This window comes from Microcoleus sp. K4-B3, from assembly GCF_036704615.1.
In the GTDB taxonomy this organism is placed as follows: domain Bacteria; phylum Cyanobacteriota; class Cyanobacteriia; order Cyanobacteriales; family Microcoleaceae; genus Microcoleus.
The window spans coordinates 1-12,843 of the sequence record NZ_JAUBSF010000130.1; the positions used below are offsets into that span (position 1 = coordinate 1).

General features: G+C 44.1%; 14 protein-coding genes. 6 read left to right on the forward strand and 8 right to left on the reverse strand.

The features are described 5' to 3' along the window. Window positions 1–128 precede the first annotated feature (128 nt). The 5 genes from QUA78_RS29990 to QUA78_RS30010 all read right to left on the reverse strand — a co-directional run bounded on the left by QUA78_RS29990 (window position 129) and on the right by QUA78_RS30010 (window position 2,150). Entirely contained in the window at window positions 129–851 is a 723-nt protein-coding gene (locus QUA78_RS29990) for a hypothetical protein (protein ID WP_333305322.1), read from the reverse strand. Window positions 852–931: 80 nt separating this feature from the next. Further along, window positions 932–1,150 carry a hypothetical protein gene (locus QUA78_RS29995; protein WP_333305325.1) on the reverse strand — a complete coding sequence of 73 codons (219 nt, stop codon included), beginning with the start codon at window positions 1,148–1,150 and terminating at the stop codon, window positions 932–934. Window positions 1,151–1,153: 3 nt separating this feature from the next. Beyond that, window positions 1,154–1,354: a hypothetical protein gene (locus QUA78_RS30000; protein ID WP_333305328.1), complete on the reverse strand. Its 201-nt coding sequence runs from the start codon at window positions 1,352–1,354 to the stop codon at window positions 1,154–1,156. Window positions 1,355–1,356: 2 nt separating this feature from the next. Then, window positions 1,357–1,533, reverse strand: coding sequence for a hypothetical protein (locus QUA78_RS30005; protein ID WP_333145240.1), 177 nt, complete (start codon window positions 1,531–1,533; stop codon window positions 1,357–1,359). Beyond that, entirely contained in the window at window positions 1,533–2,150 is a 618-nt protein-coding gene (locus QUA78_RS30010) for a hypothetical protein (RefSeq protein WP_333305330.1), read from the reverse strand. Before QUA78_RS30010 ends, QUA78_RS30005 begins: the two co-directional genes overlap by 1 nt. 173 nt (window positions 2,151–2,323) lie before the next feature. Between QUA78_RS30010 and QUA78_RS30015 the strand changes: the two genes are divergently transcribed. The 3 genes from QUA78_RS30015 to QUA78_RS30025 all read left to right on the forward strand — a co-directional run bounded on the left by QUA78_RS30015 (window position 2,324) and on the right by QUA78_RS30025 (window position 6,896). Next, a complete protein-coding gene (locus QUA78_RS30015; protein WP_333305332.1) occupies window positions 2,324–2,632 on the forward strand; it encodes a hypothetical protein in 309 nt (102 codons plus the stop codon). A 46-nt stretch (window positions 2,633–2,678) separates the two neighbouring features. Beyond that, a complete protein-coding gene (locus QUA78_RS30020) occupies window positions 2,679–3,251 on the forward strand; it encodes a hypothetical protein (protein WP_333305333.1) in 573 nt (190 codons plus the stop codon). Window positions 3,252–3,623: 372 nt separating this feature from the next. Then, on the forward strand, window positions 3,624–6,896 hold the full coding sequence (locus QUA78_RS30025; protein WP_333305335.1) for an AAA family ATPase: 3,273 nt from the start codon (window positions 3,624–3,626) through the stop codon (window positions 6,894–6,896). 451 nt (window positions 6,897–7,347) lie between these two features. Here the strand turns inward: QUA78_RS30025 and QUA78_RS30030 are convergent, their stop codons facing one another. Both QUA78_RS30030 and QUA78_RS30035 read right to left on the reverse strand, forming a co-directional pair. Further along, window positions 7,348–7,509, reverse strand: a complete 162-nt coding sequence (locus QUA78_RS30030; RefSeq protein WP_333399187.1) for a hypothetical protein — start codon at window positions 7,507–7,509, stop codon at window positions 7,348–7,350. Window positions 7,510–7,659: 150 nt separating this feature from the next. Then, window positions 7,660–7,887: a hypothetical protein gene (locus tag QUA78_RS30035; protein ID WP_333305340.1), complete on the reverse strand. Its 228-nt coding sequence runs from the start codon at window positions 7,885–7,887 to the stop codon at window positions 7,660–7,662. Between the two features lie 72 nt (window positions 7,888–7,959). Here QUA78_RS30035 and QUA78_RS30040 point away from each other — a divergent pair, with 72 nt between their 5' ends. The 3 genes from QUA78_RS30040 to QUA78_RS30050 all read left to right on the forward strand — a co-directional run bounded on the left by QUA78_RS30040 (window position 7,960) and on the right by QUA78_RS30050 (window position 11,268). Beyond that, window positions 7,960–8,259, forward strand: coding sequence for a hypothetical protein (locus QUA78_RS30040; RefSeq protein WP_333305342.1), 300 nt, complete (start codon window positions 7,960–7,962; stop codon window positions 8,257–8,259). A gap of 688 nt (window positions 8,260–8,947) precedes the next feature. Next, window positions 8,948–10,321 carry an AAA family ATPase gene (locus QUA78_RS30045; protein ID WP_333305343.1) on the forward strand — a complete coding sequence of 458 codons (1,374 nt, stop codon included), beginning with the start codon at window positions 8,948–8,950 and terminating at the stop codon, window positions 10,319–10,321. Continuing rightward, on the forward strand, window positions 10,318–11,268 hold the full coding sequence (locus tag QUA78_RS30050; protein ID WP_333305346.1) for a DUF4435 domain-containing protein: 951 nt from the start codon (window positions 10,318–10,320) through the stop codon (window positions 11,266–11,268). The genes QUA78_RS30045 and QUA78_RS30050 overlap by 4 nt, the downstream gene beginning before the upstream one ends. A 206-nt stretch (window positions 11,269–11,474) precedes the next feature. On the opposite strand, the gene QUA78_RS30055 is transcribed toward QUA78_RS30050, so the two are convergent. After that, the gene (locus QUA78_RS30055) at window positions 11,475–12,038 is read right to left on the reverse strand and encodes a hypothetical protein (protein ID WP_333305347.1); all 564 of its coding nucleotides are present in this window, start codon (window positions 12,036–12,038) and stop codon (window positions 11,475–11,477) included. Between the last annotated feature and the right edge of the window lie 805 nt (window positions 12,039–12,843).

Sequence of the window (12,843 nt, forward strand, 5' to 3'; positions counted from 1 at the left end):
TTGGTCAATTGTTGGTGCTGGTGCTGTAGCTTGATATTGCTGTTGCTGGTGCTGGTGCTGTTGAATTCCCCCTCCCGTAAAGGAAAGGGGACTCGCCCCGATGAACTCGTGCATAAGTCCCCTCTTGCTTAACGGTTGTTGAAGTTCATTACGTTCGCAAACCAGCCCCCAAACCCTCTAGCCGTACCACTTGCGGAGACACCGTTGGAGAGGCTGGCTGATCCAATGACAACTGGTACTTTTTCCTGAATCCCTTTGTCGGAGCCGACTGTGGCGCGACTGAGCAGCTTCTGTCGCCTTTCCCGCAGTGATTCTTGAATTGTTTGGCGCTTGGACGCCACCTCACCGCGATTGGCGATGGCTTCCATCTTGTTCTCGTGTCGCCACAGCTCAGCCTGTAAGTCGCCTGTGAGCTCGGAAGCAATCTCGGCTAGTCCGTGCTGACGCTTGGTTTCAATCTTCAGCATCGCTGCACGGTCTTTGGCATCTAGTTGCTCCATCTCAGCCCCAAATTCCGCATTGAGCTTGCGGATTTTAGCGATGGCATTCCCGACTTTAGAGCCGAATTTCTTCCGAATTTCCGTCCAAGTAACTTGTCCGTCGGCAATTTTTCCCAGCGCCTCCAGATAGGTTTCAGCGTTATCAAGGAAGGGTTCTAAAACTAAGGCAAGCTGTTCGGCGTTGGCTGCTTTATCTGCCATCGCTTCAAGCTTCGTAACATCGCTCAAGTATGAAAGAATGTCAGCCTCTGTGTCGGCCCAATCTCCCGCTTTTTCGTCAATGTATGGGCTGTGTCCTGCTGCGGGATTGCGTATTGCTATGCTGCTGGTGTCGTTGCGTCCAAAATCCATGCAATAATCTCCTATTAGGGTTAATACGGTGAAACCTGAATCCCCCAGCGCAAGCTAGGGGAGGCTTGCAAGCCAGTCGATTACTTGTCAAGGTGGGTCGGCTGGCTTGAATTAAAGTTGTTGCTGTTGTTGTTAATCGTGACGTTGCCGTGAATAATTGTCGGCTCTGGAACTCGTTTTGCTCCAGACTGATAGCCTGTGTCGTAGCCGACCGCAAAGACAAGAGCGTTGGTCAATAACGCACCGCCAATCATCAGCCGTGTCACGTTTTTGTCGAAGTCTTTGTCATCATCAAGCATCGCCTAAACCTCCTCAGATTTCACGTCAATTACATCGCCATTTTTAGATAAGTCCTGGCGTGTTGGTGTTGGCTTATGGTTGATAACTGTGCCAGCGATAAAATCACCCTCGATTTTCTCGACATAGTTACCACCGTTCGTGTTAATAACCCGTTTGCCTGGTTTACCGTCTTCAAACACCACACCGTTAATAATCCGTACCATTTTTAATCCCTCAAACTACTAATTTGACCAACTACTGCAATCGCTACAGCATCCGCTACACCTTCATCTCGCAACTGTAATGCAGCAGCCTGTATAGCTTCCTGTGGGCGGTTTCCCACAACATTAAAGGTTCTCGTTGTGTTGCATTCCCGGCTGACTTTCACTTTAAAAAAAGCCATTATTCTACTCCCCCTAACTGCATAGCCCGCAATTGCGCTAATACTTCGTTTTGTGCCTTCTGTTCAGCTTGAAATATTGCCAAGCCTTGTGCTGCGCCCCGGTTTTGTGCTGCGTTGATTCTGGCTTGGCTTAAGTCAGAATCACGTTTTTGTGCCGCTTCATTCTCTGAGGCAATTTGAGCCAAAACTTGCATCACAGATTGATTTAAGGATGCCGAGGTAGAAGCGGCGTTTTGTCCTAGTTGAGTGATGCGTTGGTCAAGGGCTGGGGTGTATTCCGAGATTGTGAGTGTTCCGGCGGGGCTGGCAGAAGGTGCGGTCGGTGCGGTTTCTACCAGCTTGCGGAGTTCGCTGAGTTTTCCAGCATTCAGTAGTTTGCAAGCTTTCAGGGCAAGCTCAGAATATTGGGTTGCCCGCGCAGCGCCACGGCGAAGGGTTGCAATATCCAGCCCGTAGATGCTCTGAAGCTTGGAAATCGATTGTTGCAGTCCTGCCTTACTAACTCGTAGCAGCCCTTGAATTTGCAGCGCAGAGTACCAGGTTTCCTCGTCTTCTGGCTCAGGATTATCGATTGCCTCGACTTCAACGTCAATTACAGCAAGGCTTTCTGGTTCCATAGTTTAGTCTGTCTCAGAAACGATATTTATCGATAAAAACGATTTCTATCGATATGTGTGTTAGTATATCAGTGCATCGGTGCATTAGTCAACTAATGCTTTTTGGCTTTTGTTCTCGAATAAATTGATGGCTTTATGCCTTAATGCCTTGTTGCTCAAATAAACTGGTGGATATGTCCATCAGCAAAAGGGGTAATGTGGCAAAAGGAGAGATGTCAATTCGGGTCTATCTGTTACCCGAATTAAAAGACAAATTTAAAACAGCTTGCTTTCTTAATGGGCTGAATATGTCGGATGTTACCGCCGCACTTATTGAAGAATGGGTGGCGAAAAATGCTGTAGACCTACCAGCACCCCAAAGAACGTCTAGGGCGCTAACCGAAACTGGTTCCACCGATCGTCCCGCCGACCCGCAGCCCACAGAACCGGAGCCAACAGCAGCGAAAGCTAAGAGGGGCAAGGCAAGTAAAGGTGCTAGTTGATGTCTAGCAACTATTTAGCAGATGTCTAGCAAAGGAGAAGATTTTAGTGACCGAATCAGTTAGAGCCGTTCGAGCTTCAGTGCAAATAGGTTCCCTTACAGTCGATGGGTTCATGTTGCCAGACGGCAGTTACCGGATGAGCCAGACACAGGCGGCAGAATGTGTGGGTTTAAAGGTTCAGAACATCTCAGATTTTTTACGCTCTAAGGCATTCAAAGCTTTAGCAGGTGAGGGTTATACGCCTCAGATTTCCGAGATAGAGCCAGCGGAAGAGCAACTTAGAGGACAAGCAAGGATTAACGCGCTACCGTTAGCAGTCGTTAGAAAATATTGGCTGTGGCAGTCTCACCGAGGAAACAAGCAAGCTCTGGCTCTTGTAGATGCCTTGATGGCTGAAACCTTGGAGCGGCGGTTTGACGAAGCTTTTGGCGTTACCCGCACCGAGCCTGAACGAAACGAGATTCTGAGCCAGCGAGTCCGAGAACTAGAACAGGATATCAGAGAAGCCTTTTGGGTTGACGATGAAGCCAGAATCGAACGCGACCACTATGAACGCTTGCTTAGGGAAAATGGTATTGACCCTTGGGGTGTTCCGGGGGCGGGCGATGAGTCTGGCTGAGTTGCTATCAAGATTCTCTTAGCCGATCGCCCGTCAGGAATGTGACGACGGGGGCGATCGGCTGACTGTGGACAACCGCGACTACCAACAATCGCTTTACCACAATCTAGGATTAATCGATTTGAATTCGGGTAGCAAGTGGGAATTTTGAAAAATTTTAATCAATATTCTGATCAATTTGCTATTGTTCGAGTAGTAGAAAAAGCAAAAAAAAACTCCTAAAGCCATAAGCGTCAGAAGTTTGTCTGTTTCTTTTGAGCTACTACTCAATTAAGTAAAAAGATCTCCTAATTTTGTTTTCCCACTTCTTTGGCTGGAACGAAGAAAACAAATTAGACATTGCCACACCACAGGTGCGGTCACTTTTCCATTATGCACCAACTTGATCAAAAAAAATTCGACATCCGCGACCATCTGGATCGACTGTCACCGGGCAATGGCAAAGACAAATATGTTTGCCCTGTGTGTGACGGACGTAACCTACAGATTGAGTCCGAAACAGGGAAGTACCACTGCTTTACCTCTGACTGCGAGAACAAAGCTATCCGAGAGGCTATCAAGCCGTGGGCTGAAGTTCTGGCAGAGCGCGGGGGCAATAGCGATCAACACAGCAGCAAGTGTCCGATCGCCACGAAAACCAACAAAAAACAGCCAAAACCCGCCCCAATTCCAGCAGGTTCAAAACTTCTCAGGCTACCAGCACCGCAACGTGGGCCCGAACCTCAGAAACCTCAATACATCCCAAAGGGTGTACCTGCTAGCGCCGTACAAATCACCTACAGTTACAGCGATACGCAGCAAGTCTACAGATTTGAGTGGCCCGACCCAAACAGCCCAAAAGGACGCGACAAAACTTACCGGCAGACTCACATTGACATCAACGGTAAACGAGTGTGGAAAAAGGGCGATAAGCCTTGGCCTGCTTACCGCACTGATGAAGTAGTCAAGACTTTGAAGGGCGTACCAGACGATGAACCCGTTGTAGTCCTGATGCTTGAGGGTGAACCAAACGTAGAACTTGCACGACTTCACGCTATTGCAGCCTTAACGTTACAGGGGTGTAAATGGAACGATGCCGAAATAACCAGAGCTGTTGAAGCGCTGCGGGCAACGGGCAAAAACATCGTACTCGCGAAGCTACGGGATAACGACTCTACGGGGGCCAAAAAAGGCAGTCAAATTCAGTCAGTGTGTGATCGCATTCAATTTCCCTGCATCGTGATTGACCCAGTTGCCATCTATCCTGATATACCAGATAAAGGGGATATCAAGGAAATTTTGGAAAATATGGACATTGAAGAGTTCATTCGCCGATTAGAAGCGGAAATCCACAGACAAGTTGCTGAGTCAGCGCGGGCGATCGAGTCTGAGGATATTGAGGAGGAACCGATCGACAAACCGACGCATCAGGAAAAGCTTTCCATGAGGGATGCGGCAGAAATGGTAAAAGCAATCTTGAACTCGGAAGAAGACGAAATCTCAATCAACATCAAACTTGAGGAAGTCCGGCAACAGACGAGTTTGAGTAATTTTACTTGGGAAGAAAAAATCGTTAAGCCCCTAAAACGAGATAGGGATGCAAACCGATTCAAGTTCGAGCTTCTTGCCTTACTTCAAATGGAGGACATGGTAGAGCGCTGCCGACAAATTGCGCTAATGGCCCCTAGGTACAGCATGAGTGCGGGGACAATCAAGGAAGCTATGTCGGCGATGAAGAGCCGCACGCAAACTGCTGAGGTTCAGGTACTTAGCTTTGATGATTTGCTTGCTTCAGAAAGCGAAGCCCTTGAATGGACTGTGCAAGAGCTTCTGCCAGTTGGTGAGACTGTACTGTTTGTTGCTTTGCCGAAGGTAGGTAAAAGCAAGGCAGCCGTGGATTTAGCTTTCTGTGTGGCTACCGGAGAAAGTCAGTTTTTAGGGAGAGAAGTCCGGCAGGGCAAGGTGCTGCTAATTTCTCCCGACGCTTCCAAACAATCCCTAAAGCACGAGATGCTAAAACGTGGCTTCCGATCGCAAGACGGCAAAAATATCCGCATCATACCGCGCTGGAGTATTGATCAGATGTCGGTGCTAGAAAAGGAATTAGAAGATTTTCGACCTGATTTAGTAATTATTGACTCCCTCAAAAAAATCACCGCAGGCAAGGAAATCAGCGAAAACTCTGCCGAATTTGCAGACAATATCATCGCTCTGAATGATATGCTCGGCCGCTATCGTGCTAGTGGCGTATTGATTCATCACGCCAGCAAGTCAAACGAAGCTGTCGGAGTGGCTAAGGCGCGGGGAAGTACAGCCATTGTGGGAGCTTGCTGGGGAGTTTGGGATTTAGAGCGCATCCCCAAACCCGACCCCAACAACAAGAAAAAAATGATTGCTGACCCCAAATGCCCTAAGAGGATATTTACGGCAACCTCACGGGACTCTGAAGGATTGAGCCTAAATATTGAATTCAATCCCGAAAATAATTCGTTTGATTTCATTTCCGAAGTAGGGATTGATGAAGCCGAGGCACAACAGCAGCAGAGCTACGGAGAAAGAATCCTCGGAGTGCTGAGGAAGAATCCGCGCCCTGTTTCCGGCCCGGAATTGATGGAATTGATGGGAATTGAACACAAGCAAAAAGGCAGCGTTTACAGCGCATTAGGAAGGATGGAGAGCAAACGCTTAATAAGCAGCAAACCAGCCCCCGGCGATAAGCGCTATAACCTTTATTTCCTGCCAGATTTTAACCAAACTGTCACACTTGGTACAGTGCCACCTAAAACTGAAAATTCACTACCCCCTCCCCCCCCCATACCTACAGTGCCAATTGCTGACTATGTAGCTGAATCCTTTACACAGTATGGATTTGATAATAGTCAGCAAAATAGTCAGCAGATACTCAGCAAAAATTCAGAATGTGCCGATTCAGAAATTGCTGAATCTATTACTCTCAAAAGCGTTGACCCGATAGTCAGCAGCTCCACACTGTCAGAGGGGGGGGAGGGGGTAAAATGCGTTGATGACGCATTAACTGTCACATCTACAAAAATAAAATTGGCACAAGCTCAGCCGAGCGAGCTGCCGGAGTCAACAACAGAGTTGCCCGCGCCGATCGCCTTGTTAGTCGAAAGAGTAAAAGCAGCGCAAACTTGGGCTGAGGTCGAAGCTGTGTGGGGTGCCAACTTACAACTCAAAGCTCAAATCAAGGCCCAGCTCCCAGAGGCAGAGTTCAAAAGAGTCGGCAAGTTATACAAGCAAGTTGAAACCGCGCAAAAGGCTATCACCCTTGTCTCAAAACAACAGGCTGTACCAGAACCGATCGTGCCTACTTCAGACCCCATCCCACAACAACAACCAGGGGAACCGGAACCGATCGCCCTTATTGATTTGGAACCCGAACCCGAGCCCGAAACCATAACCCCAGAGGATGCCGAGAAAATGCGGGAAATTGCGACAGTGTGGTGGGATGACTATTACTCGGAACAATTGCAGAACTTGCTTACCCAGATGTTTAGCTGGGGTGCGCCGGGGACTAAATACTGTCGCGAGGCGATCACGCGGTGGCTTGAAGGGGAGGATTCTCTTGTGGGCGATCGGCTTGATGAGTTGTGGCGGATGAAGCACGGGGAGGGTTTAGTAGAGTCCCCAGATTGCGGTTTTTAGGCGGACTATCCGTACCCCTGGTCTTCATTCCAAAATACTTGAGTTACTCCTATGAAAACTTTTCTAGGGTTCCATCAGACTTATCTGTTCGTGACTCGCACCTTGAGCCAAGCCACCACCAAAAAATTAGCTAATTGTTGCGTCAGCTAAAGTCAGGCAAGTGCAGTATAAAGTCAGGCGTTTGCAGTATAAAAGCAGTGAGATTACAGGTATTTGCAGGGGCTGCACTTTACCTGTATTTACCTGAAAATATCCTGCAAATGCCTGACTTTTTTGGTCAAATTACTGCTTTTTTGTGCAAGGACTGCCTTTGCTTGTTGAGGCTGGTTATGGCTGTTCTCTCTCGGTAGCAAGCAATGTTTTTGTCCGTACAAACCGGACTTTTACGTGCAGAAACAAAAACAATGCACCCTTATGAATGGGGCATCCTAGGTGTCAAGTAGCTTGATTGTTACCCGCTCTTCGACTGTGCCGATTGCTCACATTGCTCCTGCTGTTGTGACGACTTCGTAGCAGCACTGGCATCAATTCCTCCCGTCACATCTGGGTAGTGATCGGCTTGAGCGACAGCTCGATCGCCCATGACGGAGCTCATAGAATCAAACAGGCTCACGGCTACCAATTTGGCGTCGTATCTTTAGCTATTGAGGAGGATTTTGCGGCGGCAATCGAGGCGGGTCTTTCTTGCATTGGTCGATATTGTGGCGATAGTTGGCGAGACGCCATTTGAAGAGTTTAAGCAGCTAAAAGGTGATGGGCGAGCTCACAAAAACGCATAAAAACGCATATTGCTGAAAGTTTTCCTAGGTCTGTCGCTCTTGGATTTTCCCTTGCTGACCACGGAAAAACCAGGAGCGATCGGCTTGTTGGGCAGCCCGATCGCCCCTAGTTGATTCCCCGGTAAATGGATAGGGAATAAGGCAGCTAGCATTTCTATAAACGGATAGGCGGGGAAACTGCAATAGCCCGATGAAGCTGTAGCGATTTCCACCCCTAGGCTGGAAAATATACAAAGCTGACTCTCGTACCAGAAAAACAACGCATTAAACCAACGAAACTACCTATGACAATTGGCAAGCTTGAACTCATCATCAAAATTAACGAACTACCGAACAACGTAGAGACTAACAAAGACAACTGGAAAACCTTTGAGCTTGACTGCGACGGTCGGGTAGTGTCCGTTACTGTTAAGCCAAAAATATGGAAGAAGCTTGAGGATGCTGCTGCCAACTATCCCATGTGGGTAGCTGCTATCGGTGGCAAAATGGGTGAATCAACCTCTGACGGCTTTGTGCTATCAGACCCAAATATCCAAGTCTTTGAGAAAAAACCGAAGGAACCTAAACCTGAAGCTGAACAGTGACAGAGGTTTGAGTAACAATCGTGCAGAAACTTGCGAACCGAGCTGAAAGCCTCGCTTAGTAAGGATTTAAGCTAAATCAGTTAGCAAGCCAATTTGGGGTAAATGGCTTGCTAGCCGATCTAACTGACCTGTCTGTTGTTTTAATCGCTTGACAGCCGTTTATGGTAATAGCAGAGAAGTTACCGTCACAGTTCCGCAATCCCAAAAATTCCCTATCCTGATGAAGCTGTAGCAGTTCCAAGTATTGAAACAGCTTATGCTTTTATCCTGATGTAACCGCGCTGCTTTCAAGTCCTAGGTGGGGAAATAGGCTTTCTTTAGTGGTGGTAGCGGATATTCTGTTGACGACTTTGAGTATTGGTGCTTTGATGAATAGATAAATTAGCTTTGCTTACAAAGAGAGTTTATATTAGGGGAATCAGTTCATTTGGTTCAAAATCAGGCAGAAGCTTTGCGGTGAGGGATTAGCGCTGATCGAAAGTTTGCTCGAAATTGGATAAAGTAAAATTTTGATAGCCTGACTAATCTAGAATGTAAAAAGAATGTTAAGCGTCTGGGGATAACTTTGGAAGTGTAAAATAGGCAACAGAAAAAATTTTTAGTATTTGGGTAGAATCTGTGAAGAAGAGTATGATTAAGGATTAAATTCTTGAACTTTATATACTATAAAAGAGGGGGTAATTTTAAAATGAGTGGAAAGCTTGAAAGAGTACAAATAAAGGGGTTATACGGAAGCAAAAAAAATATTGATGCTCATATCAGAGATAATATTTTGATTCTTGTCGGTGAAAATGGGTCTGGCAAAACCACTTTCCTTCGCATATTATTCAATCTTTTAGCAGGGCGTTGGCTTTCATTAAGCCAATCTCGCTTTGAATCCGCTATCTTAACTATAGATGATAAAGAAGTAAAAATTTTTTATTCTGATATTACTCGTGAGATGGAAAAATTTAATAAAAACTTTTTATCCGACTGTTCTCCTTATTTACGAGAAAAAATCATAGCAGAAGTCAACGAATTTCCTGAAGCCTTCCAAACAGAAGAAAGTATCGAAAGAGTTGCGAAGTCGTATGGTCTTACAACCCATTATCTTTCCGGACAATTTCTTTTCAATTACAAAAATAATACAAAACAACAAACTAATCAAACCCTAAAAAACATTATCAAGCAAATTGATGCTCAAATTCTTTATTTACCGACATACCGCCGAATTGAGCAAGGACTTGAAAGCGTAGTTGACTGGCTTGAGCCTTATGATCTGCGTCGTCAAAAAATGCGACCATTTAACTCAAAGCATAACCAAGCTCATATTGAATTTGTAGAGTTTGGTATGCAAGATGTTGAGATCTCTATAAAGCGAGAATGTAATAGATTAAAGGAATTCCAAAGCAAGAATCTTAATATATTAACTCTTAATCATTTTAATGACATAGTATCTTTAGCATACAAAAGAGAAGATATTCAACGACAACTTGACAACTTTTCTGAGGAGGAAAGTCAATTTGTTCTAAATCGTATGGATGAATCTGTTGTAGATGAGAAGCAACGTAATGATTGGCTCAAAGAAATTCAAAAAGTAAGAGAAAAAAAAGATACATGGTCTGAACGAGATCAAATTATTTGTTACTATTTTCTCAAAATTCTTAATTTCCAGAAATCCTTACAAGCTGAAGAGTCAAAAATATCGAGTTTTTGCAAAACTTGTTCAGAGTATATTTCAGATAAAAAGTTTGTTTATGACAGTGCTTCCTTTAAGTTTCACATATATTCAAAGTTTGGATATCCTACTGGAGAACCAGTTCAACTAAGCGACTTATCTTCTGGAGAAAAGCAAATAGTTTCATTATTTAGCCATTTGTATCTTTCAGGGCAGTCACGCTACTTTGTATTAATTGATGAACCAGAACTATCGCTCTCGGTTCCTTGGCAAAGACGATTCCTCGTTGATATAATAAACGGGGGCTTTTGTGCAGGTCTAATAGCTGTTACTCATTCACCATTTATCTATGATAACAAGTTAAAGCCCTATGCTCACTCTTTAGGGGAGTTTGCATCGCTATGACTGATATGTTGGAGGTACTTAGTGAAGCCCTTGACGATGTTGATGAGGGATATCATAATTTTCTATTAGTGTATGAAAAAGATGCCCAGTGTGTTTATGGATTTGTTGAAGGCAAAGATGATCCATCTTTCTATGGGTGTTTAATAGAACCTCAGCTTCCTGAAAAATGGTCAATTAAATTAATACCATCTGGAAATAAAAACAAGGTATTAAAATCTTTCCACAGTTTCAACTGGATTGATTTTCCTAAAAATAGAATTTGTTTCTTCATTGATAGAGACTTGCAAGATTTTCTAAACTCGCCGCAACCTTTAGCAAGTAATATATACATAACAGATGGTTACTCGATAGAAAATTCTATTTTTAAACCCCCACTACTTATTAAAATGCTTTCTGAGGTTTATCAAATTACACAACTCACACCAGAAGAAGAGCAGTTTATAATAGAGATTCTTCACGAGAATGAGAATATATTTTTTGAAGCGATTATGCCCCTGATGGGGCAGATTCTATTGTGGCAACGATTAGGGAATAAGCCAAATTTAAATAATCTAAAGCTTGATAACATTTTTTCCTTCTCTCAGGCAAAACTTCTTCCTATTGAGCGAAATATTTTATTGCAAAAAGCAGCAAACCAACTTGGCTGCAATCTTTGTGCCGACGACAAGATTACAGAGGCAGAGAATGAATTTCGTAGCCATAACTATTCGTGGGCTATGGTACGTGGCAAGTACGTTCTTTGGTTTTTTATAAAGCAGTGTGAAGCTATATGGAAAGCTAGTACAAGTTTGTTACCAAGGTTTTTAAGTAAGCCTAATAAACGAATAGAGTGTGGGGTGAACAATGCAATCCTTCTTTGGGGTCCCCGTAGCCGTATTCCCGAAAGTTTAAAAGAATTTGTTAAACAAAACTATTTATCGTTTATTAATGGAGTAAGGATTACGTGATATAGTGGCGTAACGACTGCCGACAGAGAAGTTGTGGAATACGAAGAGTTTTTAGTTTAGGATAGCCTCGACGCTTTTAGAGCAATACTTTGGCATTGAGGGGGTGCTAACAATATCTCTGCCTAGTCTAGCCCACCGGCCCCGGCTTTTTGGAAATATGCGTCTCTACTGAAGTGCCGATGTATCCTATAAGCTTAGCTTTTGCTTTAGTTGATATTCATTTTTTCCCAGTATTTAGCTAGCATTATTTGACCATGTTCTGCCATTTGATAGCTGCAATAATCTTCCCACACCTCAACATTCCAATACTTTATACCACCTTTCAAAAGTTTATACGCCTCGCTTTTTTCTGGGTATCTACTATGCAAGAAGTCTTTGGGATATGCAACTTTTGTAAGAGCTGGAATATTATGTTTGGCCATTATTCTTAATAACCCAATGCCTTCAAAGTTTTCCATTCTTGTATGCTGAATGACGTAGGACAGGCTAGCCGGGTTTGAACGGTCAGTGACGACGATGATACAAAAGCCTAGATACAAAGGGTCTTCATGTTCAGTAACAATCCAACCTTCGTCAAACTTCTCAACAATAGCCTGCGCTTGATTTTCCTCTGAAACTAAATCAATCCACCAGCTTGGTATATTTTCTGTTTTAAACCCATAGCCACACATTAACCAAAAACTTCCAACAATATTTTGAGTGCAATTATTAAGCAAATATTTTGCTCTAGTGCAATCTGTCACGCCTATCCACGGCAACAATACACTCATTATTAATTTCCTAATCGATTAATGTTTAAGCCTTGTTATCCTACTTAAGTTTCTCCAGCCTGTCAACACGCTACACACAGCTAAAGTTACCACCACGCAATATCTCAACCAAGCTCTACTATTTAATCGAGCTGGACTTTGTTGGGAGTGATTTCGACCAAGCGCTGCTAGGATTGTTGGCAGAGTCTAAAATCTAAAATTTAAAACCTTAAAAATACTCAATCCCTTACCTTATCTACATTTCAGGTATTGACTATAACTGTTATATTTAACTTTGCTTTGAGCTAGTTTGGGGTGTCTTACGATGTCTTACATATTTGTTTGACACTTACCCCTCTACTCTCTAGGTTCTGTCTCAAAGCTAGATTGTTGGGGAGAGCGGTAAGACTAATCGTAAGAGAAAACGTAAAACACCCTAACCCGACAAGACAATCTAACTACAACAGTTATAGTTAAACCAAATAAACGTATATGGGGTAAGGGATTAAGAAATTTTAGGGCGCTTTTATAGAGCAGATTTTGGATTTAGGATGCTGGCAATGAGCGGCAACAAAGCTTCAGCTGCAACCTCAGCACATAATAAAAGCCACCTGGTCAAAAGTGGCTTCGGTCATTTCGTTAATCTCGGATAGGACTTTAGGTGTTTTGAGGCGCTCGCCCGCCACTCGTCAAAAAGTTGTGAAGGAAGCCCACCTTTCGATGCCTAAAGTGCGATCTCCTCTATGACACTAAGCTGTTTCGCATTAAAACTGGTATAATAATAAATCACAAGTCACAGAAAAGCCAGAAGTATGCCAGCCAAAAA